Source organism: Billgrantia zhangzhouensis (genome assembly GCF_021404465.1).
In the GTDB taxonomy this organism is placed as follows: Bacteria; Pseudomonadota; Gammaproteobacteria; order Pseudomonadales; family Halomonadaceae; genus Halomonas; species Halomonas zhangzhouensis.
This window is the reverse complement of record NZ_JABFTT010000003.1, coordinates 34,718-56,560: the sequence shown is the minus strand read 5'-3', so window position 1 is coordinate 56,560 and position 21,843 is coordinate 34,718. Positions and strand designations below refer to the sequence as shown.

22 protein-coding genes are annotated in these 21,843 nt (G+C 63.0%); 8 read left to right on the top strand and 14 right to left on the bottom strand.

The annotated features are described in order from the left end of the window. The 5 genes from HOP51_RS04015 to HOP51_RS03995 all read right to left on the bottom strand — a co-directional run bounded on the left by HOP51_RS04015 (position 1) and on the right by HOP51_RS03995 (position 4,907). The gene (locus HOP51_RS04015; RefSeq protein ID WP_234272673.1) at positions 1–807 is read right to left on the bottom strand and encodes an ABC transporter permease; all 807 of its coding nucleotides are present in this window, start codon (positions 805–807) and stop codon (positions 1–3) included. Next, positions 804–1,691: an ABC transporter permease gene (locus HOP51_RS04010; RefSeq protein ID WP_234272672.1), complete on the bottom strand. Its 888-nt coding sequence runs from the start codon at positions 1,689–1,691 to the stop codon at positions 804–806. Before HOP51_RS04010 ends, HOP51_RS04015 begins: the two co-directional genes overlap by 4 nt. Next, on the bottom strand, positions 1,684–2,853 hold the full coding sequence (locus HOP51_RS04005; RefSeq protein ID WP_234272671.1) for an ABC transporter ATP-binding protein: 1,170 nt from the start codon (positions 2,851–2,853) through the stop codon (positions 1,684–1,686). Before HOP51_RS04005 ends, HOP51_RS04010 begins: the two co-directional genes overlap by 8 nt. A gap of 99 nt (positions 2,854–2,952) precedes the next feature. Then, the gene (locus tag HOP51_RS04000; RefSeq protein WP_234272670.1) at positions 2,953–4,068 is read right to left on the bottom strand and encodes an extracellular solute-binding protein; all 1,116 of its coding nucleotides are present in this window, start codon (positions 4,066–4,068) and stop codon (positions 2,953–2,955) included. 281 nt (positions 4,069–4,349) lie between these two features. Then, a complete protein-coding gene (locus tag HOP51_RS03995) occupies positions 4,350–4,907 on the bottom strand; it encodes an NnrU family protein (protein WP_234272938.1) in 558 nt (185 codons plus the stop codon). A gap of 117 nt (positions 4,908–5,024) precedes the next feature. On the opposite strand from HOP51_RS03995, the gene HOP51_RS03990 reads away from it, so the two are divergent. Then, the gene (locus tag HOP51_RS03990) at positions 5,025–6,992 is read left to right on the top strand and encodes a metallophosphoesterase family protein (RefSeq protein ID WP_234272669.1); all 1,968 of its coding nucleotides are present in this window, start codon (positions 5,025–5,027) and stop codon (positions 6,990–6,992) included. A gap of 152 nt (positions 6,993–7,144) precedes the next feature. On the opposite strand, the gene HOP51_RS03985 is transcribed toward HOP51_RS03990, so the two are convergent. Then, on the bottom strand, positions 7,145–8,644 hold the full coding sequence (locus tag HOP51_RS03985) for an FAD-dependent oxidoreductase (protein ID WP_234272668.1): 1,500 nt from the start codon (positions 8,642–8,644) through the stop codon (positions 7,145–7,147). 246 nt (positions 8,645–8,890) lie between these two features. Between HOP51_RS03985 and HOP51_RS03980 the strand changes: the two genes are divergently transcribed. Beyond that, on the top strand, positions 8,891–9,382 hold the full coding sequence (locus HOP51_RS03980; protein ID WP_234272667.1) for a YciE/YciF ferroxidase family protein: 492 nt from the start codon (positions 8,891–8,893) through the stop codon (positions 9,380–9,382). A gap of 129 nt (positions 9,383–9,511) precedes the next feature. Here the strand turns inward: HOP51_RS03980 and pncB are convergent, their stop codons facing one another. Further along, positions 9,512–10,726: a nicotinate phosphoribosyltransferase gene (gene pncB / locus HOP51_RS03975; RefSeq protein WP_234272666.1), complete on the bottom strand. Its 1,215-nt coding sequence runs from the start codon at positions 10,724–10,726 to the stop codon at positions 9,512–9,514. Between the two features lie 156 nt (positions 10,727–10,882). Between pncB and HOP51_RS20865 the strand changes: the two genes are divergently transcribed. The 5 genes from HOP51_RS20865 (at position 10,883) to HOP51_RS03955 (ending at position 14,515) form a co-directional block, all read left to right on the top strand. Then, positions 10,883–11,014, top strand: coding sequence for a hypothetical protein (locus HOP51_RS20865; RefSeq protein WP_267957610.1), 132 nt, complete (start codon positions 10,883–10,885; stop codon positions 11,012–11,014). Positions 11,015–11,125: 111 nt separating this feature from the next. Next, positions 11,126–11,653 carry a helix-turn-helix domain-containing protein gene (locus HOP51_RS03970; RefSeq protein ID WP_234272665.1) on the top strand — a complete coding sequence of 176 codons (528 nt, stop codon included), beginning with the start codon at positions 11,126–11,128 and terminating at the stop codon, positions 11,651–11,653. Continuing rightward, the gene (locus HOP51_RS03965; protein WP_234272664.1) at positions 11,650–12,396 is read left to right on the top strand and encodes an AzlC family ABC transporter permease; all 747 of its coding nucleotides are present in this window, start codon (positions 11,650–11,652) and stop codon (positions 12,394–12,396) included. Before HOP51_RS03970 ends, HOP51_RS03965 begins: the two co-directional genes overlap by 4 nt. Further along, positions 12,389–12,727: an AzlD domain-containing protein gene (locus HOP51_RS03960; protein WP_234272663.1), complete on the top strand. Its 339-nt coding sequence runs from the start codon at positions 12,389–12,391 to the stop codon at positions 12,725–12,727. Before HOP51_RS03965 ends, HOP51_RS03960 begins: the two co-directional genes overlap by 8 nt. A gap of 57 nt (positions 12,728–12,784) precedes the next feature. Continuing rightward, entirely contained in the window at positions 12,785–14,515 is a 1,731-nt protein-coding gene (locus HOP51_RS03955; RefSeq protein WP_234272662.1) for an ExeM/NucH family extracellular endonuclease, read from the top strand. A 77-nt stretch (positions 14,516–14,592) separates the two neighbouring features. On the opposite strand, the gene HOP51_RS03950 is transcribed toward HOP51_RS03955, so the two are convergent. Continuing rightward, positions 14,593–14,829 carry a hypothetical protein gene (locus tag HOP51_RS03950; RefSeq protein WP_407061779.1) on the bottom strand — a complete coding sequence of 79 codons (237 nt, stop codon included), beginning with the start codon at positions 14,827–14,829 and terminating at the stop codon, positions 14,593–14,595. 463 nt (positions 14,830–15,292) lie between these two features. On the opposite strand from HOP51_RS03950, the gene HOP51_RS03945 reads away from it, so the two are divergent. After that, positions 15,293–16,591 carry an ATP-binding protein gene (locus HOP51_RS03945; protein ID WP_234272660.1) on the top strand — a complete coding sequence of 433 codons (1,299 nt, stop codon included), beginning with the start codon at positions 15,293–15,295 and terminating at the stop codon, positions 16,589–16,591. 70 nt (positions 16,592–16,661) lie between these two features. Here HOP51_RS03945 and HOP51_RS03940 read toward each other — a convergent pair whose 3' ends face one another. The 6 genes from HOP51_RS03940 to dctP are packed head-to-tail and all read right to left on the bottom strand — an operon-like array spanning position 16,662 to position 21,819. Continuing rightward, the gene (locus HOP51_RS03940) at positions 16,662–17,618 is read right to left on the bottom strand and encodes a CobW family GTP-binding protein (protein ID WP_234272659.1); all 957 of its coding nucleotides are present in this window, start codon (positions 17,616–17,618) and stop codon (positions 16,662–16,664) included. Continuing rightward, positions 17,611–18,561, bottom strand: coding sequence for an agmatinase (speB, locus tag HOP51_RS03935; RefSeq protein ID WP_234272658.1), 951 nt, complete (start codon positions 18,559–18,561; stop codon positions 17,611–17,613). Before speB ends, HOP51_RS03940 begins: the two co-directional genes overlap by 8 nt. A 1-nt stretch (position 18,562) precedes the next feature. Continuing rightward, entirely contained in the window at positions 18,563–18,871 is a 309-nt protein-coding gene (locus tag HOP51_RS03930) for a cupin domain-containing protein (RefSeq protein ID WP_234272657.1), read from the bottom strand. Positions 18,872–18,879: 8 nt separating this feature from the next. After that, positions 18,880–20,202 carry a TRAP transporter large permease gene (locus tag HOP51_RS03925; RefSeq protein WP_234272656.1) on the bottom strand — a complete coding sequence of 441 codons (1,323 nt, stop codon included), beginning with the start codon at positions 20,200–20,202 and terminating at the stop codon, positions 18,880–18,882. Next, positions 20,189–20,758 (bottom strand): TRAP transporter small permease subunit, encoded by a 570-nt coding sequence (locus tag HOP51_RS03920; RefSeq protein WP_234272655.1) that lies wholly within the window; start codon positions 20,756–20,758, stop codon positions 20,189–20,191. Before HOP51_RS03920 ends, HOP51_RS03925 begins: the two co-directional genes overlap by 14 nt. Before the next feature lie 14 nt (positions 20,759–20,772). Then, complete coding sequence (gene dctP / locus HOP51_RS03915) at positions 20,773–21,819, bottom strand: TRAP transporter substrate-binding protein DctP (protein ID WP_234272654.1); 1,047 nt, start codon at positions 21,817–21,819, stop codon at positions 20,773–20,775. Between the last annotated feature and the right edge of the window lie 24 nt (positions 21,820–21,843).

The following is a 21,843-nucleotide window of genomic DNA, read 5'->3' as shown; positions in this document are numbered from 1 at the left end:
TCATACCCCCTTCACCGTCCTTGCCGCCTCACGCCGCCGCTTGAGTTCGTAGATGACCGCGAACAGCACCGTCACCAGGATCAGGATCAGGCCCAGGGCGTTGACCGCTGGGGTAAGGCCAGTGCGCACCTTGGAGGCGATGTAGACCGTCAGCGTGGTGTCGTAGCCCACCACGAACAGGGTGGTGTTGTAGTTTTCGAAGGATTGCAGGAAGGCGATGACCGCCGCCGAGTAGAGTGCCGGCTTGAGGTACGGCAGCAGGATGCGTCGGAACATCTGCCATTGGCTGGCACCGAGGTCCAGCGCTGCGCGCTCCATGGTGCGGTCGAAGCGCTGCAGGCGAGCGGTGACCATCAGCATCACATAGGCGGCAATGAAGGTGGCCTGGCCCAGCACGGTGAGGAAGATGCCACCGCTGACACCGAACTGGCGCCAGAAGATCAGCGTGGAGATACCGATGATCACCCCCGGAGTGAGCAGCGGCGAGAGGATCAGCGCATAGAGGAACGGCTTGGCACGGCTCGACACGGTATTGAGGAACAGCGCCGTGGCAATGCCGATGGGCACGGCTACGACAAGCACCCCGGTGGCCACGATCAGGCTGTTGCCGAGCGCCTGCCACATGCCCCGGTCGGCGGCGAGCTCACCGAACCAGCGCAGGGTGGTACCGTCCCAGGGCGTCACGGTGGGAAAACGGCTGTCGTTGAAGGTGGCCGCCGCCATGATGATCAGCGGCAGGAACAGGTAGGCGAAGAAGATCACCACGTAGAAGCGCAGGCCAAAGGCCAGGAAGCGTTGCGAACTCATCGGCCTATGTCCCCCAGTCCCACCTTGAAGATCTTCATCACCAGCGACATGAAGCCGATGCACAGCACCAGCAGCAGGAAGGCGTAGGCCGCGCCCTGGTTCCAGTTGCCGCCCTCGAAGAACCAGTTGTAAATGATCTGGGTGAACCAGCGGCTACCCGGCGAGCCGAGCAACGCCGGCACGGCGTAGCTGCCCGCGGCGAGCATGAAGGTCATGATGCAGCCAGTGGCGATGCCCGGCTTGGCGTGAGGAATGACGATACGCCGATGGGTGCGCACGGTGCCCGCCCCCAGGTCGCGAGCCGCGCGTACCTGGTTGTCGTCGAGGCTCTCGATGGCGTTGTAGACCGGGAATACCATGAACAGGATGTAGGCATAAACCATGCCGACCATTACCCCGCCGTTACCGCTGAGAAAACGAATCGGTCGGTCGATCAGCCCCAGCATCATCAGCACCTCGTTGAGCGGGCCGCGAAACGCCAGGATGATGAACCATGAGTAGGTGCGCAGGATCTCGTTGATCCAGAACGGAATGATCAGCAGCAGGATGCACAGCGCCGCCTGTCTCGGAGTGGCAACCTTGGCCAGATACCAGGCCAGCGGATAGCTCACCGCAAGCGTGAGCAGCGTGACCAGCACGCTCGACCAGATGGTCTTGAAGAAGATGGTGCGATGAATGTCGTTGTTGAACAACGTGGCGTAGTTGGCCAGGGTCAGCCGGTCGTCGGGCCCGCCGACTTGGGCCGGCAGCAGGTTGGGCTTGAGCGAATACTCGATCATCTGCAACTGCGGCAGGGTCACCATCACGATCAGCCAGATGCCCAGCAGGGTGACGATGGCCATCGCCAGCGGCCCACCGAAGCGAGCCTGCAATTGCCTAAACATGCATGCCTCCCGCCTGGGCCTGGCTGTCGGCGACGACTTCACCGGTTTCCTCGTCCACCATCGGGCTGCCATCATCGGATAACACCACGGCGTCGGCGGGCTCGAAGCCGAAGTGCATGCGCTGGCCCACGGCAACGGCACCGGCCTGGCCACGCGACACCTCATGGCCGAGTTGTACCCGCAGCTTCTCGCCCGAGGCGATCAGGCGCGCTTCCAGCATGACCCATGCCCCTTCGAAGTGCACCGCCTCGATCTCCGCCTCGAGACGCGGTCCCGCGGCATCCGCCGCCACCGGGCGCAGGTTCTCGGGACGCACGAAGAGCATTGCCGCCTCTCCATTGACCAGCCGTGCTTCGCTGCCTACCCGACCAGCCAGCTCGCCCAACGCGCCACCGTCGAGACGCACCCGCTCCCCTTCACGATCGATCACGCGGGTCTGGAGGCGGTTGTTCTCACCGACGAAGGAAGCGACGAAACCGGTAGCCGGCTCGCGGTAGAGCGTCATGGGATCGGCGACCTGCTGGATGCGGCCGGCCGACATCACCGCAACCCGGTCGGACATGTTCAATGCCTCGCCCTGGTCGTGAGTAATATAGATGAAAGTGATATCGGTCTTGCGCTGAATCGCCTTGAGTTCGGTGCGCATGTGCTGGCGTAGCTTGAGGTCCAGCGCCGAAAGCGGCTCGTCGAGCAACAACACCCGCGGCTCCACCGCCAGCGCCCGGGCGATGGCCACGCGCTGCTTCTGGCCCCCCGAGAGCTCGGTCACCATCTTGGGGCCGCTGTCCTCCAGCGCCACCAGCGCCAGCAACCGCTCGGAAACCTCGCGTCGCTTGCGCTTGTCGACCCCACGCACTTCGAGACCGAACTCGATGTTCTCGAATACCGTCATCAGCGGGAACAGCGCCAGGTTCTGGAAGATCATCGCCGTGGGCCGACGGTTGACCGGCACGCCCGCCATGGGCTCGTCGCCAATGTAAACCTGCCCTTCGCTGGGCGTGATGAAGCCACTGACGATATTGAGCAAGGTGGTCTTGCCGCAGCCCGAGGGGCCGAGAAAACTGAAGAACTCGCCCGAACCTATCGCCAGCGAGGTCTTCTCGATGGCGGTGAAGTCGCCGAAGCGCATCACCACCTCATCCAGTCTGACGCTACCGTCCATCAAAACCTCATACGCAAGATCGCCGCTATGCGGCTAAAACAAATCGGGAAGAGCGGCGCTGCGTGTCCCTCTTCCCTCTTAATTTCTTTATCCGTCGCTTTATGCCGATAGGTAGCGATCCTGGTATTCATTGCGCAGCGCCACGTACCACGGCTCCTGGATCGGCCACCACCACAGGTTGGCGAGGTCCTGTTCGGTATAGGAATCGGTGAAGAACTGGCGCGTCTCGTCGGGCAGCAGCTCAGTGGCACCCTTGGAGGTGGAGTTGTAGCCGGTCGCCTTGACGAACATGGCCCCCGCCTCCGGCGTGTAGTACCAGTTGATCAGTTCGTAGACGGCATCCGGATTCTGGGCGTTCTTGGGAATCACGAAGCCTTCCATCCACGCCATGGCACCTTCCTTCGGCGCACCGTAGGCGATGTCCTCACCCTCCTGCCGCAGGCGGAAGGCGGTGGAGTCCCAGGTCTGGCCGATGATGGCACCGTTGGTGCGGAATGCGGCTTGTGCCTCGTTCTCGGTATCCCAGAACTGCACCAGCATCTGCTTTTGCTTGACCGCCTCTTCGAGGATGACATCGAAGTTGGCGCGCATGGCCTCTTCGCTCTTGTAGGAGTCCAGCAGCGGATGAGGCAACCGGCCCTCGCGCTCCAGCCACAGGCCGATGCCCACCAGCGCTGAATGGCCGCGCACGGTCACTCCCTGGCCGTGCTCCGGGTTCCACAGGTCGGCGTAGCTGAGGTTGGCACGGTCGATGTTGGCATCGCGGCGATGCCAAGTAATCGCCTCGGTGCCCCAGTCGCTGGGGGCGAAGTAGCGCCTGCCGTCGACCACGCCGCCCACCTCGGAGCCTTCAATGGCGCTGTCGAGCGCGCCGGACCAGTTGATGCGCGATTCGTCGAGCGGCTGCACCAGGTCGTAGTCCAGATAGCCCGGCACACGATCCACGGTGGGCATGATCACGTCGAAGCCGGTGCCGTCGGTGGCCCGTAGCGAGTTCATCAGCTCGTCGTTGGTACCGTAGGGGGTAAAGGTCGCGCGGATGCCCGTCTTCTCGGTGAAGTCGGCCAGCATCTCGTCGGTGAAATAGCCCGCCCAGGCGTATATGCGCAGGGTCTGCTCCTGAGCCAGCACCTTGTTGATGTAGAACGACGGCACGGCGGCGGCGGCGCCGGCAGCCAGGGTGCCTTTGAGGAAACGGCGACGTGTAAACGACATGACGAGTTCTCCATGAGGGGTCTTACACAGGGTGACAGGGGTCAGCGGCTTGGCCCCCGCCCCTTATCTCGCGACTCCATGACGATGGGATGAACATTGAATGACCGTTCAATCCCTGTGTAACGAAGAGTAGCAGCCCTCCAGGAAAAATTCGTTCGTGCTTTCAACGCTGTGTCACCGTCACGGCTTCGGTTTACGACCGCGAGCCGATCCTGCTGGATACCTGGCATGTCCCGCCAGCGCCTCTCCCACGGGCGTACGGGAAAAGCCGATTCACCAAACTACATCACCGGTACGCCGGTCACCCACACATGCAGGTGGAAGGCGAACAGATAATAGGCAATCAGCCCGCCTACCAGGGTGATGGCGGTGCCGGCAGGACGTGCGGCGACAGGCGGTGCGGGCTGACGACGCCGGGCGGCACGGAAGTCGAGCACGGCCCAGAGCAGGAAGGCGCCGAAGAAGATGATGTCGCCAAGCCGGCCATTGGCCAGCAGGTGGGCGAACGCCCAGACCTTGACTGCCAACACCATGGGATGGCCCAGCTTGGCCTTGATGTGGTTATTGGGAACGTAGGCCGCCACCAGCAGGATGAAGGCGGGGATCATCAACAGCGCCACCGCGTGACGCAACCCCGTCGGCGGAAACCAGACCCAGGTCGGGTCGAGGCGCATGCGCCCATAACCCCAGATGGCCAGCGCCAAGCCGACGATGGAAACCACGGAGAACAGCGCCTTCCAACTCATCTCGCCCATCTTATGGATTTGCTCGCCGCGCCAGTCGTCGGCAACGATACGTATGGAGTGGACGCCAAGAAAGGTCACGAGACCCACAATCATCACGAGCACGGCACCGCCTCCATCAGCAGAAATTGAACGAATCGCAGCTCAGCCTACTCACTTGGAGTGTTCCGCGCCAGCCATGGCGCAAAGCTTCGCCCCCTACAGGAGAACCCGATGAGTGTTGATGCTCCGCCCCTGCCGGACGTGCTGGCCGGCCCACTGCTGCGACGCCTGACTCCCGAGCGCCTGGTCATGTGGCTGGTGGCCTCGCGTCCACTCGAACTGGCGCTCATGCTGCATCCCGAGGGGCAACCGCCGCGACGCCTGACGCTGAGCGATGAGCGCTTGCAGCGCATCGCCGTAGGAGAGCATGCGTGGCTGCACTTGATCGATGTCGCCCTGGCCACGCCGTTGCCCACCGGCATCCTCATCGCCTACGACCTGAAGGTACGCGACGACACGGGAGAGCGTGGCATCGCCGAGTGGGCGCCACACCTGCTGCACGAGGAGGCGAGCTATCCCAGCTTCGTGCTGGCCGAGCGGCACCATCGACTGTTGCACGGCTCCTGTCGCAAGCCACACCACGACGGCCCCGACGGCCTGGCCCACGCCGATACCTGGCTCGCCGGGCGGTACCGGCAACCACAGGAGTGGCCAGCCTGGTTGCTGCTGACCGGCGATCAGGTCTATGCCGACGACGTAGCTGGCCCCATGCTGGTAGCCATCCACGCCCTGATCGCACGCCTGGGCCTGTTCGACGAGGCACTCTCAGGCGCCACCGTGCCCGACAGCCAGGCACTCTATCGCGACGCGGCCACCTATTACCGACGCGAGGCGCTGCTGCCGGATACCGAGAGCAACAGCGCCCTGCGCGACCGCTTCTTCGGCGGCGTGCGCAAGCCGATCTTCACCACGGCCAACGCCCATAACCACCTGATCACCTTCGCCGAGGTCATCGCCATGTACCTGCTGGCGTGGTCACCGGTGCCGTGGCGCCTGATCGAGACCGCCCCGCCTCCGCTGGACGACGAGTGGCAGCAGCGCTTCCAGACCGAACGAGCGATCATCGGGCGCTTCGTGGAGGGACTGCCCGCCTGCGCCCGCCTACTGGCCCACCTGCCTACGCTGATGATCTTCGACGATCACGACGTGACCGACGACTGGAACCTGACCGCCGACTGGGAGCAGATCGCCTATGGGAACCCATTTTCGCGGCGCATCATCGGGAATGCCCTGCTGGCCTACCTGCTCTGTCAGGGCTGGGGCAACGATCCGGATCGTCTGGCCGAACTCACCGCACACAGCGCGACGCTGATGGAGCAAGCCCGGCAGAACGCAGGATGGCTCCCGGCCGAGGAGCAGGATGCCCTGCTGCAACGACTGCTGCGCTTTCAGGGCTGGGAATATCGCATACCCGGCGCGCCTCCTCTGCTGGTGCTGGATACCCGCACGCGGCGCTGGCGCAGCGAGCGCCACCCCACCCGCCCCTCGGGCCTGATGGACTGGGAGGCATTGATCGAACTTCAGGAGGGCATGCTCGACGCGCCCTCCGCGATCATCGTTTCCCCCGCCCCCATGTTTGGCGTCAAGCTCATCGAAGCGGTGCAACGGCTCTTTGCCCTGGCCGGCAAACCGCTGCTGGTGGATGCCGAGAACTGGATGGCCCATCGCGGCGCTGCCAGCGTCATGCTCAACATCTTTCGCCACTCGCGCACGCCAGGCAACTACGTGATTCTCTCCGGCGACGTGCATTACTCCTTCGCCTACGACATCGAATTGCGCCATCGCCAGTCAGGCCCGAGGCTGTGGCAGATCACCTCCAGTGGGATCAAGAATACCTTCCCCATCACCCTGCTCGACTGGTTCGACCGGCTCAATCGCTGGCTCTACGCGCCACGTTCACCGCTCAACTGGTTCACCAAGCGCCGCCGGCTGGCCATCCATCCTCGCGACCCCGACCTTGCCAAGGCCGGTGAACGACTATGGAACGGTTGCGGCATGGGGCTCGTCGACTTCGACAACGAGGGATGCCCCAGCAACATCCGCCATCTCGATGCCCGGGGCTTCGAGGTGGGCTTTCCACCCGCTCGCGATGCCAAATCGCAGTCGGTTTGTCGTCGTGCCGATGACGGTCTAGCTTGACGAGAGACTCACCAGAGCACGGATGCCCATGACCTCATCCCAGCCCCCACCGGCTCCCACTCTCCCCCACGGCTGCGCACGCCATGCGAGCGGCGGGAAGCGCTACTGCCGAGCCAAACGCGCCCCAAGCCGGTATGAGCCCGCGCCACGTTTCAGCCTTGGCTGGACGAAACCTCCGACCTTGCCAAGGGGTGGTAGGCCGGGCCTTCGATCACTTCACCGTTGGTGTCGAAGCGGCTGCCATGACAGGGACAATCCCAGGTCGATTCGCTGGCATTCCAGTGCACGATGCACTTCATGTGCGGACACACCGCGGAGAGCACCTTGAGTTCGCCGGCCTCAGTGCGATGGATGGCGAGCTTCTCACCAGCCACGGTGGCGACCCGGCCCTGCCCTGGCGCAATGGCATCGAAGCTGTCGAGCTTCTCGGTTCCCAGGTAATCCTTCACCATGTGCTTGGTGACGGTGGCATTCTCCTTGGCATACTGCAGCGCCGACTTGCCCGGCGTGATGCGCCGCGCACCGAAGCGTGCCTGCCATGGATTGGCCCGTTCGAGAATCTGATCGGCAATGAGCATGCCGGCCAACGTGCCCCATACCAGGCCATCGGCAGCGAAGCCGGTGGCCATGTAGAGATTGTCGTGGCCGTGCATGCGCCCGATGTAGGGCAGGCCATCCGGCGAGGTGTACTGCTGGGCCGACCAGTGGTGGGTGAAGGCCTCCACGTCGAAGCGTGCGGTCAGGTATTCGCGCAGTAGTTGATAGTGGTCGCCGCGATGCTCACCGGTCGGGTGCTTCTCGCCGATGACCATCAGATACTGGTCGTCGCCATGGCGGTAGCTACGCAGTGAGTGGAAGGGGTCGAGCGCCCAGAAAATGCCCTCGGGATACTCACCGCTCCTCAGTCGCGCGCTGACCGCGTACTCTCGCGAGACCGGCATTCCCGCCTGGACCAGACTGATTCCCTTCGGCGTGTGGGTCGCCTGCACGATATGCTTCGCGGTGACGCTGCCCGCGTCGGTCCTGAGCCGCCCCTTGCCTGCCTCGATCTCGCGCACCGGGCTGTGCTGGAGAATCACCACACTTTCGCCGAGCAGCGCACTGGCCAGCCCCTGGACATAATGCAGCGGGTTGAACTGAGCCTGGTTGGCGATACGCAAGCCCCAGTTGTCGAAGGGAAGCCCGGGAGCGTTCGCCATTTCGACATCGAGCCCGGCGCTGACCAGCGCATCGAGCTCTTCGTTCAGTTCGTGCCCGGCATGCTGGCGCTCGTCAGTCACCAGGCGATAGGCCGGCTGGCGCTGGAATTGACAGTCGATGGAGAAACGCTTCACCAGCGCTTCGACATGATCGACCGCCTCGGCCCTGGCCCGTACCACCTCGGCGGCCACTTCGTCGCCCCACTTGTGACGCAACGGCGCCTGCCCCGAGGCCAGGGTAGCGTAGAGATTGCCGGTGGAGCCACCCGTAACGCCGCCTCCCACTGCTCCCGCCTCGAGCACCATGACCTTGAGGCCAGCCTCGGCCAGCGGCAACGCAGCAGTCAGCCCGGTGATACCGGCCCCGACAATGGCGACATCGGCATCGGCCTCACCGCTGAGCGAAGGGTGTTCCGCCACCCCCCGACTGCCCAGTGTCCATATCGATTCCATAACGACTCCTTTCGTCAGCAAGACATCCGTCTGATGACAGTTATAGAAGCCTTGTAGACCCCATGCGAACCCTCGCTGGTGAAGCATGCAGGGAGCAGCCGACTTCTCTGCGACAAGCATCCCTTTTCATTCCCACACATATCGTCGCCGTGCAGCAAAGAAATTACGCGCGAGCGCCTGCTACGTTAGAGAGGCCGTGAGTCATCAAGATGGATCTGGAACCCACACGAGAGGAGGACCCTCACCATGGTCATTAAGAATGCTCAAGATCTATTCGTACGCCTGCTATCCGAAACCAACAGCGCCGAGAAGCAGATTACCCGCGCGCTGCCAAAGATGGCCCGCGCCGCCGACAACGAAAAGCTGGTAGAGGCTTTCCAGCATCATCTGGAGGAGACGCAAGGCCAACTGGAGCGTATCGAGCAAGCCGCCGACTCCATCCCCGACGTACGTGTAAAACGGCTCAAGTGCCATGCCATGGAGAGCCTGATTCAGGAAGGCGAAGAGCTGATCGACTCCACCGAGAAGGGACCGGTGCGCGATGCCGGCCTGATCGCTGCGGCTCAGAAAGTGGAGCACTTCGAGATCGCCGCCTACGGCACCCTATGCGAACTGGCCGAGCAACTGGGCCATACCAAGGCCAAGGAGATACTCGCCGAGACACTCAAGGAGGAGAAGTCCACCGACGACAAGCTGAGCAAGCTAGCCAAGCAGGACGTCAACAAGCAGGCGAGCTGAGCGCCTGCCTGACTGCGGCAGGCCGGCTCACGGCCTGCCGCACGCTCTCACCCAGGCCCAAGCCCACGAGAGTGGCCGAACAGGCCGAAGAAGGCGGCCATATGCCTGCTCACGGGAACGGGGCGGGACTCATCGAGCCTCATAGGCCCGGTCCACGCCAAAGACGTGCTTGAGATAGCTCACGTAACTCTCGTCGCGCGACATGGTCTTGCCCGGCGAGTCGGAGATCTTGGCTACCGGCTGGCCGTTGCACGAGACCATCTTGATTACGATGTTCATCGGCTTCACCCCCGGCACGTCGCAGGTCAGGTTAGTCCCGATACCGAAACTGGTCCTGATCCTCCCTTCCAGCGCCGTGTTGATTCGCATGGCCTTGTCGAAGGTCAGGCTATCGCTGAAGATCAGCGTCTTGGTCATCGGGTCGATGCCCAGCGATTCGTAGTGGCGGATGCACTTTTCGGCAAACCACAGCGGATCGCCGCTGTCGTGCCGCAACCCATCGAAGAGCTTGGCGAAGTAGAGATCGAAATCGCGCAGGAAGGCATCGAGAGTGACCGTATCGGTCAGCGCGATGCCCAGGTAGCCGCGATATTCCTGCACCCAGGCTTCCAGCGCGGCACGCTGGCTGTCCACCAGACGGCTGCCCAGTTGCTGGTGCGCCATGATCCATTCATGAGCCATGGTACCCATCGGGCTGATGCCGTAACGCCGCGCGATGTCGACGTTGCTGGTGCCGACGAAGTTGCCCGGGAACTCCGCCTCCATGACTTCGACGATCGCCTCCTGGACCGGCTGGGAGAGCCGCCGCCGCGTGCCGAAGTCGGCCAGGTTGAAGCCGGCAAGCTGGTCGGGCGTATAGGCCTCGCGCAGCGCCTCGAGCTTGCGGCGCAGTTGCGCCACGGCCTGGTCGATTTCCACATTCGGATAGAGAGTGCGATTGCGCACTTCGCTGATGATGGCGAGTATCACGATCTCGAACAGGATGCTGTGCGACCAGGGCCCGTCGATGACGATGCACAGCTCGCTGCCCTGCATGCCGACCTGGACATACTCCGTCCGGAAGCGAAACAGCTCCAGGAAGCGGATGAAGTCGGGCGACATGTAGGGGAAACCCGCCAGATACGCTGACTCTTCGCGAGACAGCTGTAGCGTGGCCAGGCGGTCGATCTGTTCACGAATTTCGGGAATGTAGCGCTCCAGCGGCTCGGCGTCGCGACAGCGAAACTCCCAGGTGACACTGGCGTTCGGATACTGGTGATGGACACCCTGCATCATGGTCAGCTTGTACCAGTCGGTATCCAGCAGGGAGCGGATGATCGGCCCTTCGCGGTAGGTCTCGCCCATGTCACCTTCCGTTTGCCTGGTTCGGTTGATTGCCCGTATGTGTCAGGCTAGCGCCCGCCGTAGCCCACGGCCACCAATGCCTGGGTGATGGGGCCGGTTCGCTGGGCCAGCCAGCTAAAGCACTCGAGTCGCTCGCCAAGCCGACACCGTGTTGCTATGGGCTCCCCTGCCTTCCGCACCCGCGACGGCCACGACGTTACCTACCTCGGCAATGGCGAGTTCATGATCATGGTACCCGGCGAAGAGGGTGGCGTGACCGTGAGAACCGACGATTCGGAGTTCGTTTGACGGCGCTGCACGACACCTGAGCCAGGCGACAAGAGCCGAGCGTGAGGGTTGACAGACATCCGTTCCTTTTATAGAACGTTCATTAAAAGGAACAGATCGAGGCCACCTATCTTGGACAAGCTCTCGCTCGGCACCCTGGGCCGACACTTGCAGGACCTGCGCCAGGCGCAAGGCTGGTCGCTGTCGCAATTGGCCGCTGCCGCCGGCATCGCCAAGTCGAACCTGTGTCGCCTCGAGCAGGGCAACGGCAACCCCACCCTGGATACCATCTGGCGCCTGGCGGTGCAGCTGAAGGTGCCCTTCGGCACTCTGGTGGCACCTATCGCCGTACCCCTGGGCGAGGATGGCGTGGAGGTGCGCCTGCTCGACCAGGGCAAGGATCACCCTCAGGTCGACGCCTACTGGATGCGCTGCGCGCCGCATACCCTGCGCCTTGCCGAACCCCACACCCCCGGCGCCCGTGAAACGCTCACCTTGATCAGCGGTACGCTGGAGGCCGGTCCGGAAGGCGACACCCACACTCTCTCGGCGGGTGAATCCCTCACCTTCGCCGCAGACCGCCCACACCTTTACCGCACCGGAGACACCTGGGCCACGCTGCTGCTCAGCATCGTCTATCACGAGGAACCCACGTCATGAGCCTGCAAGTCGCCTCCTCGCCCACCCGCCCCTGGCTGACCGGCATGAGCGAGGCCATCCCGCTGCTCGGCGGCTATGTGCCGGTGGCCATCTCCTTCGGGCTGATCGCGACCCAAGCCGGCTTCAGCGCCTGGGAAGCCTTGGCGATCTCGACGTTGATCTATGCCGGTGCCTCGCAATTCCTGTTCGTCGGCATGGTGGCCGCCGGAGCACCGCTATGGCTGGTGGTGGCCATGACGCTGCTGATCAACCTGCGTCATGTGGTCTACGCCCCCAACCTGGCCCCCTGGCTACCCCCTAGCCGCCTGTGGCCCTGGCTGATGCACGGCCTCACCGACCAGATCTTCGCCCTGGCCCACGCCCGCCTGCCACAGCTGCCCGCCGCCCAGCGCCTCGGCTGGTACACGGGTGCCGCCCTGCTGGCCTGGCTCAGTTGGATCGGCGGCACGGCGCTGGGCGCCCTGGCCGGCGGTGAACTCGTCGCCCGCTGGGCCCTGATGGGTGAGATCCTGCCCTTTGCCCTACCCGCGCTCTTCCTGGTACTGGTAGCGCCGCGCTTCACCTCGCGGCGCTGGAGCCTGGCCCTGGGCCTGACCATCCTCAGCGCTCTGCTGCTGACGTCCCTCGGCCTGACCAACGTGGCAATTCCCCTCGCCGCCATCTGTGGCGCGCTGTGCTTCCAGCTCGTCAAGTTCGGCCACAGCGAAAAAACAGAACACGCGCAAGGAGAGCGGCATGAGTAGCTCCCTCTGGATCGCCGTCCTGGCCTCGGCGCTGGGTACCCTGTTGATACGCCTGCTGCCACTGTTATGGATGCAGCGCCGTCTCGAGCGCCAAGGCGGCAACGACGGCCTCGAGGCCATGCCCCAATGGCTGAGCCTGCTCGGCCCGCTGATGATCGCCGCCCTCTTCGGTGTGTCGCTGATGCCGGTGACGCCCGGCGCCATCTCCTGGCTGGCCACTGCCATCGGCGTTCTGGCGACCCTGGCCGTGTGGTGGTACAAGCGCACCCTGGGCTGGCCGGTGGCCGCGGGCGTAGCGGCCTATGGGGTGGTGATGATGCTGCTCGGGTGAGTACTGTTACTCTTCTCCGGTAACCAAGACGGTGCCAGCCTTTACCCTGGAGAACGCATGACTCTCACCGCCCCGCCGCGCACTACCGGCAAGCGCCGGCACCCTTGCGTGACCCGCCGTGCAGGCCCCGGCAGCCTGTTGCTGGCCCTGCTGCTGGTAGCCCTACCGGCGGCGGCCGGTTGCCCCGAGCCATCCAGCGCCAACCTTGCCGCCATCAAGGGTATTGGTGAGCGCACGGCCCTGCCCGCCGACCGCGAGGTGATCGTCGACGGCGTGGTGACCGGTGAATTTCTCGGCCGCGAACGGCTGAACGGTTTCTACTTGCAGCAGGCAACGGAGCATGGCCCCGTCGGCCTGTTCGTCTACATGCCTGGCGCCACGCCGAGCGATGGGGCGCTCATCGCTCCAGGCATACACCTGCAACTCCACGCCCGCACCGGCGAGTACCGCGGCCAGATCCAACTACAGCGGGTCGAGCAGATCGAGACCTGTGCCCGCGATCGACTGCCCGAGCCGCTTGCGGTCGACTGGCCGCTCAGCGAGGAGCAGCTGTCACGCAAGAAGGGGCTGCTTCTGACGTTTCCGCAGACGCTGACCGTCAGCGGAAACTACGAGCTGGCCCGCTACGGCTCCCTGAAACTGGCCGCCACCCGCCTGTTCCGACCCACGAATGCGCCCGGCGAGACCCAGCAGCGGGACATTCTCGTGCTGGACGACGGCAGCTACCGCACCTTTCCGAGCCCCATTCCCTACCTGGATGCGGAGGGCACCCGCCGTGTCGGCAGCACCGTTGAGGGGCTGACCGGGATACTGACCCACGCCTTCGACGCCTACCGTCTTCACCCAACCCTAGAGCCGCGCTTCGAGGACGCCAACCCGCGCCCGGAACCGCTGCCGGCGCCGGGAGAACGGCTACGGGTAGCGACCTTCAACGTGGAGAACTACTTCATCAGCCTGGGCCAGCGCGGCGCCGCCAACGCCGACGAGCTGAAGCGTCAGCGGGCCAAACTCGCCGCTGCGGTCGAGGGCCTGCAGGCCGACATCCTGGCCCTGGTGGAAGTGGAGAACGATCCGCGTGCCTTGGCCGATCTGGTCGAGCAGCTCAGCGAGCGGACCGGCATCCGCTATCGTGCGGTGGGTGGAGATGCCGACCGCGGCAGCGATGCCATCAAGCTCGCCCTGCTCTACCGGCCGGACCGGGTAGAGGCCGTGAGCGAGCTCTATGCCGACAACGACCCTGCTCATCATCGACCACCGCTGGCGGCCTTCTTCCGTAGCCTGAACGGCGGCCCGGCCTTCGGCGTCGTTACCGCCCACTACAAATCCAAGACCGGCTGCCCGCCCAGCGGCGATATCGACCGCGGCCAGGGCTGCTGGAACCAGCGCAGGGTGGAACAATCCGAGGCCATGAACGCCTTCCTCGACCGCCTGGCTGCCGCCGAGGGGCACGAACGCCTGCTGCTGACCGGCGACCTCAACGCCTACGGCGCCGAGGACCCGATCCTCGCCCTGACCCGCGAAGGGCTCGTCGACCTGATGGCCCGCGAGCTGCCGCCGGAGCAACGCTACAGCTATGTGTTCCGCGGCGAGTCGGGCTATCTGGACCATGCCCTGGCAAGCCCCGAACTGGCCGCGGCAGTGGTAGAGGTGCGGCCGTGGCACATCAATGCCGACGAGCCCGTATTCCTCGGCTACGACGGGCCGGACAACGCAGCGCCCTACTTCCGCCCCGACTCCTTCCGCTCCTCGGACCATGATCCGATCGCGGTGGACCTGGAGTGGCGTTAGCAGAAGCAAGGCAACTGACGCTGCGGCGATCATGGAAATGAGGCTTTCGGCTCCGGGGAAGCGCGCGCGCTCGTCAATCAGCGACGCCGGCGTCCCAGGTCGATGTCATCACGGGTGGTGGCCGCGCCGGCGGCAGCGCCCAGGCCTCCACCGATCACCGCCCCCCTGGTCACGCTGCCGCCTGTCATGTAGGCGGTGCCGGCGCCTGCGGCTGCCCCCAGGCCGGCGCCACTCAGCGCTCGCTCGCCGGTGGTGGCACCACAGCCAGCAAGTCCCAGGGCCAATACACCGGTCAACAATCCGATAGATAGCATTCGCATGGCATTTCCCTCCCAACAGGATCAATTACGACCAATCATCCAGTTTGATTTTTTGGCAACCAAGCAACCGCCCCGGCTTCGATATCCACTCGACGCCTTGGCCGGAGCGCAAGTCATCGAAACCGCGCAGCGCAGCATCAAAGTCGCATGTCATGCGGCCACTGGTTGCCGATGCGCTGTATCCCTTATACAGCCGCGGGAGGGAGACGGTTCATGGACCGGATAACGATCCACACTCTTTGAGAATTTCAAGCACTTGAGTATCAAGATGGCGACAGCTGATTGCATCGGGGCGGCGACTTCGAGAGGGTGCGAAGCAACTTGGACGCGCCACAACCTGCAATTGGACGAAGGATTAACCGCAATTGGATGAAAGATTAACCCGCAATTGGACGCTGACACAGCCCGCAATTGGACGCTACAATAACCAGCAACTGGACGATGCTGGAGATTGGACATGGCCACGTCTTACCTACCTCGGCTGATTCGTGACCGTGTCGTGGAATCGCTCGCCGATACCCCGGTAGTCTGCCTGCTGGGCCCACGGCAAGTCGGCAAGACAACCCTTGCCAAACGCATCGAGCCAGAGCGAGCCTACTTCACTCTGGACGACCCTACCCTGCTGGAGGCGGCCCAGCAGGATCCGCTCGGTTTCATCGAAAGCCTGCCGGAGCGCGTTACCCTGGACGAGGTCCAGCGGGCCCCAGAGCTGCTGCTGGCTATCAAATCCATGGTGGATCGGGACCGCTCACCGGGCCGTTTCCTTCTCACCGGCTCCGCCAACCTGCTGCTGCTACCCAAGGCGCAAGACTCCCTGGCCGGTCGCATGGAGGTGATCTACCTGCACCCTATGGCCGAGCAGGAAAAACGTATCAGTCAATTCTCCCTGTTGGCCAAACTCATAGAAGGGAACCTCTCTCCCAAGATGGCCGCCGACGCCATACCGCTCCCCCCCGCGGCAGAGATCATCTGTCAGGGCGGCTACCCTGAGCCGAACCGCCGCCCCCCTCACCGAGCACGGCAGTGGTACCGCCAGTATCTCAACGCCATCATCCAGCGTGACGTAAGGGACATTGCCTCCATACAGGACGAGGATGGGATGCTGCGCCTGGTGGAACTGCTGGCCTATCGGACCGCCAACCTGCTCAACGTGAGTACGCTTGGCAAGGAATTGGGAATGGAGCGCGGCACGGTGACCAAATACCTGAGCATCCTGGAGCGGTTGTTCCTTATACAGCAACTACCCGCCTGGCACCGGAACCATGCCAAGCGGTTGATCAAGAGCCCCAAGCTGCACCTTGTCGACACTGGGCTGGCAGCCGCCCTGACTCGACTAGCGCCAAGCCAGTGGCTGACCCAGGCTGAGCGTTTCGGTGCCCTACTGGAGAGCCATGTGGTGGCGCAGCTGATGGCCCAAGCCACCTGGGTCGACCCCGAACTGCATTTCTCCCACTACCGGGACAAGGACCAGGTTGAAGTCGACCTGGTCATCGAACGCGGCCAGGAACTCTGGGGAGTTGAGGTCAAGCGGGCTGCCAGCGTACAGGCCAAGGACGCCGCTGGCCTCGCCCGACTCGCCGATCAAGCCGGCAAGCACTTCCAGGGCGGTATGCTGATCTATACCGGTCACCACTGCCTGAGGCTGAAGGTGCCGGGCTGCTACGCCGTACCCATCGGCATGCTGTGGGGAGAAGAGCCCGGTCAAGCGATCTCAAGCGAAGCCATGTTGCGGATGCTGACCGAGCAGGAGCCATGAGCTTGCACGGTAGCAGCGATGCTCAAGAAAACCGTACCACGCAGATGGAAAGACCCGATTCACTAGAGTATTACAACCTATCCAGGCGCTGGGTCAGCCATTCCCAAAGAGATGGCGAGTCCTCGCCGATAAAGACCAGTTGGCTCTCGCCTTTCAACCAGTTTTCAAGCTCTCGGCTGGTCAACCTACCCGCCGCACGCTGCAGCGCCAGCACGCGCCCGTCGTCAAGCTGGACGACTCCCTTGAAGCGCAGGATCTGTCTGGGCATACCATGCAGCAGAGTACTTAGCTCATTCATGTCGACGGTACCCTCGCGCTTCCAACTGAGCGTCTCAAGCCCCAGGGCTTGAATGCTCGTCGCCGGAGAAGGTGCAGACCGCACGCGACGAAACGTCGGCGCCTCGCTCGATGTGGGCCAGAAGACGAAATCCGTCGGCAGCTCTGCCTGGGTGGTTCTCACGTGACGGGAGCCAGGTAGTAGGACGGCCTGCTCGAGCCGGGCGATGTCCTGCTCGTCCACCAGGTCGACCTTATTGATTACCACCAAGTCGGCATTGTCGACCTGGGAGGCCACCAAGTGCCGCAGGGCCGGGCTCAGGTCGGCATGATCGAGTGCTGCATCGACCAGGGTGATGACGGTCTCCAGCCGGGCCCTGGCCCGAAGGCGCGGGTAGTACAGGACATTGACCACCCGCTCCGGATCCGACACCCCACTGCACTCGATCAGCAGGTGGTCGAGCTGCCCTCCGCATCGCTTGATCATCAATTCGATGGATGCGGAGAGTTCACCCTGCAGGCTACAGCACACACAGCCATTGCTCAGAGTGATCAGGTCGTCGCGACGCTCGTCGATCAGCGCCTCGTCGATATTGAGCTCACCAAAGTCGTTGACCATGACCCCGAGCCGACGACCGTCGGCATGCTGCAACAGGTGATTCACCAAGGTCGTCTTGCCCGCCCCCAGAAAACCGGCTACCACGGTGACACCAAGCTCGGCGGTCATGTCCTGCGTGCGCACTTCAATCACGACGCAGGACGCCAGGCAGTACGCAGAGCATCTCGTATAGCAGTGTGGCCCCCATCAGCGCGGTATTGCCGCTGGGATCATAGGGCGGCGAGACTTCGACCAGGTCACCCCCGACGATATTCAGCCCCGCCGCACCGCGCACGATCTCGAGGCCTTGGGTGGAGGTCAGCCCGCCCATCTCCACGGTGCCCGTGCCTGGTGCCACGGACGGATCGAGGCCGTCGATGTCGAAGGTGATATAGACGGGAGTATCACCCATCTGTTCACGCACCTCCTTCATCAGCGGCGCCAGCGAGCGATACCAGCACTCCTCGGCTGTGACGACACGAAAGCCCTGCTGACGACACCAGTCGAAATCTTCGGCCGCATAACCGGTGCCGCGCAGACCGATCTGCACCACCTTACCGTGGGCCAGCAGGCCTTCCTCCTGGGCACGCCGGAATGGCGTACCGTGCGCCAGCGGCTCGCCGAACATATGCTCGTTCACGTCGGCATGGGCATCGATATGGATCAATCCCACCGGCCCGTGCTTTTTTGCCATCGCGCGAAGGATTGGCAGAGTGATGAGATGATCCCCACCCAGGGTCAGCGGAATGCAGGCGTACTGGAGCAAGTCGTCGTAGAACCGCTCGATGATCTCGACTGTCTTGGGCAGGTGGAAGGTATTGATCGGCACGTCGCCGATGTCACCCACCTGAAGGCTGTCGAACGGTGCGGCGCGGGTTGCCATGTTGTAGGGCCGAAGCATGCGAGATTCGTCGCGAATCTGACGCGGCCCCAGCCGAGTACCGGGGCGATTGGACGTGGCGATGTCCATCGGCACCCCGATGAAGGCCACATCGAGACCCTTTGCACTGTCATGGGCCGGCAAGCGCATCATGGTCGCGGGCCCGCCGAATCGGGGCATCTCGTTGCCACCCAGTGGCTGATTTAACATCGCCATGTTATTTCTCCTCCCGGCTCGCCTTGAGTTCGATCTCGACGAAGGCAAAATGCCCCTCACCCGCATTAATGACGTTGTGCTCGACGCCGGCCTGGCGACGGTAGGTAGCGCCGGCCTTGACCTCGCTATCGTGACAACCCTCGGCGGTCTGCAGCCGCATCACCCCATCCACCAGCGGTATCACGATGTAGTCATGGGGATGGCGATGCCAACCGGTTTCCGCGCCAGGAGCGAAATCCCAGCGCGTCACGATGACCTTGTCGTCCTCGAGCTGTCGTGTCGGTTCGGCCGACAGCGGTTGGTGCCTCATGGGACCTCCTAATCGAAAATGAGGCCGGGCAGCCACAGGGCGATCTGCGGAAACATCACCAGCAGCACGATGCCGAGTATCTGCATGGCCAGGAACGGGACCACCGAGCGGTAGAGGTCGCCGGTCGTGACCTCCGGTGGCGCCACCGAGCGCATGTAAAACAGGTTGTAGCCGAAGGGTGGGGTCAGGTAAGCACTCTGCATCGCCAGCACGAATAGCGTGGCAAACCAGATGGGATCGAAGCCCAGCGCCTTGATGATCGGCACGTAGAGCGGCACGGTGATGAATAGAATGGCCGAGTCGTCCAGGAACATGCCCAGGATCAGGTAGCTGAGCAGGATCACGCTGAGCACGAGGTAAGGGCTCAGTTCAGCGGCCATGATCTGGCCCACGATCGCCTGGCCGGCCCCCAAAGCGATATAGATCTTCGAGAAGATCACTGCGCCGATCATGATCCACATCAGCATGCCCATGATACGTGCCGTGCTGCACAGCGCACTGTTGAGCATGGAGACGCTGAGCTTGCCGTGTGCCAATGCGCAAAGCATGGCACCACTGGCCCCCAGCGCCGAGGCTTCAGTGGGCGAGGCCACACCGACTGCCATGGTGCCCAACACCACAGCGATTAGGGCGCCGGGCAGGATCATGGCCTTCAGTGCGACGATTTTCTCCCACGTGCCGATCCGCTCGGAGGCCTCAATGGGCGGTCCCAGCGTCGGGTTGCGGTAACAGCGAATCCCGATGTAGAGCATGTAGATGGCAGCCAGCATCAAACCAGGCATGACGCCCGCGGCAAACAGCTTGCCCACCGATTCACGGGTCAGGAAGGCGTAGAGAATCATGACCAGGGAAGGCGGTATGAGAAACCCCAGCGCACCGCCCGCCATGATGGCACCCGCCGAGAGTTGCTTGCTGTAGCCACGCTTGAGCATGGCGGGCAAAGCGATCAACCCCAGGCTTACGGTGGCGGCACCGGTAATACCCACCATGGCGGCAATCAGGGCACAGATCACGACGGTCCCCATACCCAGTCCGCCGCGTATCCCGCCCATGACCTTGTAGATCATTTCGAAGAGATCATCGGCAATACCCGATCGCTCAAGGATCATCCCCATCAGGATGAACAGAGGCAAGGCGACTAGAATGAACTCGTTCATCAGGCCAAAGACCGAGGGCATCATGATACCGAGACTGTCAGGCCCCCAGATCCAGTAGCCGAAGCCAACCCCCACACCCATCAGGGTCCAAGCCAGCGGCACTCCGAAGAACATCAAGGCCAACATGGCGCCGAACATCAACAGTGTCAGGAGAATGGGATCAATGCTCACCATGCGAATCCCTCCGGGTATCGGTGGCTCGACCGGCCGAAGGTACGCTATCCACAGGATGGCCCAGCAAGGTACAGAGATGACGCAGGGTATTGGCCAGCAACTGCAACATGATCAGCAGCACGGCTACGGGAATCATCGCTTTCACCGGCCAGATGATTGGCGCCCAGGTGCTGCGGAACGAGCGCTCCTGCATGACCACCGACTGCATGGCAAAGTCGTAGGCGCTCTCCAACAAAAGAGCCAACAGGATCAGCGTGAGAACGCCAATGATAAAGGAAGCCAGCGCTTTCCCTTTCGCCGAAAGACGCTGATAAAAAATATCGATGCGCACATGGCCATGCCATTTCTCAGTGTAGGCGCCGGCCAGGATGGCGTAGACGCCATAGGTCAGGGTCGAGGCCTCATGCGCCCAGTTGGTGGGCGAGCGCAGCAATTGCCGCGCCGCCACCTCATACACCAATATGCAAACTAGGGCGAACCCAAGCCAGGCAACGAGCCGCCCGAGCCATTCGCTCAGGCGGTCCTGCCAGCGGATCCAGGTGTGAAGCAGGTGCATCGCTGGACTCCCAGTCACTCGAGACGGCCCTGGTCACGGGCCATGTCGCGAATCATCTCAATGGCCTCAGCGGCACGGGGCGACTTTTCGGCCTCGGCATCCCAGACCTCCTGCGCCGCCTCGGTCATTGCCAGCACATCGCTTTCGGGAAGAGTCGTAATTTCAAACATATGGGCCGCTTCCTCATTCCACTCGACGAACATCTGGTGGCGGTAATCGGCCCACTCGGCAGTGACTTCCATAAACGTGTTCTGGAGATCCTCCGGCATGCGGTTCCATACGTTCTGATTGACCAGCACGTTGTCAACGAAGCCCGGATAGAGCATATGCATTTCGGTATAGCTGGTGGCCACCTCATTGAGCTTGAGCACCGAGTAGTCATACGGGCCGCCATAGACCAGTCCATCGATGGCGTTGGTGCTTAGGGCGATGTAGAACTCTTGTGGCGGTATATATACCGTCGGTATGCCGAAGTGATTGAGCACCGCCGATACCGAAGGAGTGGCACGAATTCGCAGCTCGCTCATGTCAGCCAGGGACTCGACCGGCTCCTTGGTAAGGAGGTCGAATTTTCCCCCGAACACCGGCACGGTATAGTGCACGCCTTGCTCGGCGTAATTCTCGGTCAGCAGCTCCCCGAGGCCACGCTCGTCCCACAGTTCCTGGGCTTCCTCGAGGCTGGTCCAGGCCATGGGTATGCCAGATTCGAGTACGGCGGTATCCATCTGCCCACCCCAGTAACCGCCGTAACCGTATATGGCCTGCAGGGTGCCGCTACGCAAGGCGGCGAACATCTGGTCATTGGGTACCAATTCGCCGCCGCGGAAGATATTCAGCTTGATACGACCATCACTGGCTTCATGCAGCATGTCCTGAAGACGCTGGAAGATCGCGTCTTCCTCGGTACCGGTGTACCGCTGCATGCGGATCTCGATGACCTCTCCGTCCTGAGCCAGCACGGTTATCGGAAAGGCCATGGCGCTACCGGCCAGTGCCAGGCATGCCAAGCCGGCCTTGACGGAAGTGGCGATGGATAGGAGGGCGAATTTGTTGTTATGCATGGTGTGTTCTCCTGCTGTATGGGA

What these genes read in the sequence shown, in the direction of transcription:
- HOP51_RS04015 (WP_234272673.1), bottom strand. Translation starts at nt 807, where the DNA reads ATGAGTTCGCAACGCTTCCTGGCCTTTGGCCTGCGCTTCTACGTGGTG.
- HOP51_RS04010 (WP_234272672.1), bottom strand. Translation starts at nt 1,691, where the DNA reads ATGTTTAGGCAATTGCAGGCTCGCTTCGGTGGGCCGCTGGCGATGGCC.
- HOP51_RS04005 (WP_234272671.1), bottom strand. Translation starts at nt 2,853, where the DNA reads ATGGACGGTAGCGTCAGACTGGATGAGGTGGTGATGCGCTTCGGCGAC.
- HOP51_RS04000 (WP_234272670.1), bottom strand. Translation starts at nt 4,068, where the DNA reads ATGTCGTTTACACGTCGCCGTTTCCTCAAAGGCACCCTGGCTGCCGGC.
- HOP51_RS03995 (WP_234272938.1), bottom strand. Translation starts at nt 4,907, where the DNA reads ATGATTGTGGGTCTCGTGACCTTTCTTGGCGTCCACTCCATACGTATC.
- HOP51_RS03990 (WP_234272669.1), top strand. Translation starts at nt 5,025, where the DNA reads ATGAGTGTTGATGCTCCGCCCCTGCCGGACGTGCTGGCCGGCCCACTG.
- HOP51_RS03985 (WP_234272668.1), bottom strand. Translation starts at nt 8,644, where the DNA reads ATGGAATCGATATGGACACTGGGCAGTCGGGGGGTGGCGGAACACCCT.
- HOP51_RS03980 (WP_234272667.1), top strand. Translation starts at nt 8,891, where the DNA reads ATGGTCATTAAGAATGCTCAAGATCTATTCGTACGCCTGCTATCCGAA.
- pncB (WP_234272666.1), bottom strand. Translation starts at nt 10,726, where the DNA reads ATGGGCGAGACCTACCGCGAAGGGCCGATCATCCGCTCCCTGCTGGAT.
- HOP51_RS20865 (WP_267957610.1), top strand. Translation starts at nt 10,883, where the DNA reads ATGGGCTCCCCTGCCTTCCGCACCCGCGACGGCCACGACGTTACCTAC.
- HOP51_RS03965 (WP_234272664.1), top strand. Translation starts at nt 11,650, where the DNA reads ATGAGCCTGCAAGTCGCCTCCTCGCCCACCCGCCCCTGGCTGACCGGC.
- HOP51_RS03960 (WP_234272663.1), top strand. Translation starts at nt 12,389, where the DNA reads ATGAGTAGCTCCCTCTGGATCGCCGTCCTGGCCTCGGCGCTGGGTACC.
- HOP51_RS03955 (WP_234272662.1), top strand. Translation starts at nt 12,785, where the DNA reads ATGACTCTCACCGCCCCGCCGCGCACTACCGGCAAGCGCCGGCACCCT.
- HOP51_RS03950 (WP_407061779.1), bottom strand. Translation starts at nt 14,829, where the DNA reads ATGCTATCTATCGGATTGTTGACCGGTGTATTGGCCCTGGGACTTGCT.
- HOP51_RS03945 (WP_234272660.1), top strand. Translation starts at nt 15,293, where the DNA reads ATGGCCACGTCTTACCTACCTCGGCTGATTCGTGACCGTGTCGTGGAA.
- speB (WP_234272658.1), bottom strand. Translation starts at nt 18,561, where the DNA reads ATGGCGATGTTAAATCAGCCACTGGGTGGCAACGAGATGCCCCGATTC.
- HOP51_RS03930 (WP_234272657.1), bottom strand. Translation starts at nt 18,871, where the DNA reads ATGAGGCACCAACCGCTGTCGGCCGAACCGACACGACAGCTCGAGGAC.
- HOP51_RS03925 (WP_234272656.1), bottom strand. Translation starts at nt 20,202, where the DNA reads ATGGTGAGCATTGATCCCATTCTCCTGACACTGTTGATGTTCGGCGCC.
- HOP51_RS03920 (WP_234272655.1), bottom strand. Translation starts at nt 20,758, where the DNA reads ATGCACCTGCTTCACACCTGGATCCGCTGGCAGGACCGCCTGAGCGAA.
- dctP (WP_234272654.1), bottom strand. Translation starts at nt 21,819, where the DNA reads ATGCATAACAACAAATTCGCCCTCCTATCCATCGCCACTTCCGTCAAG.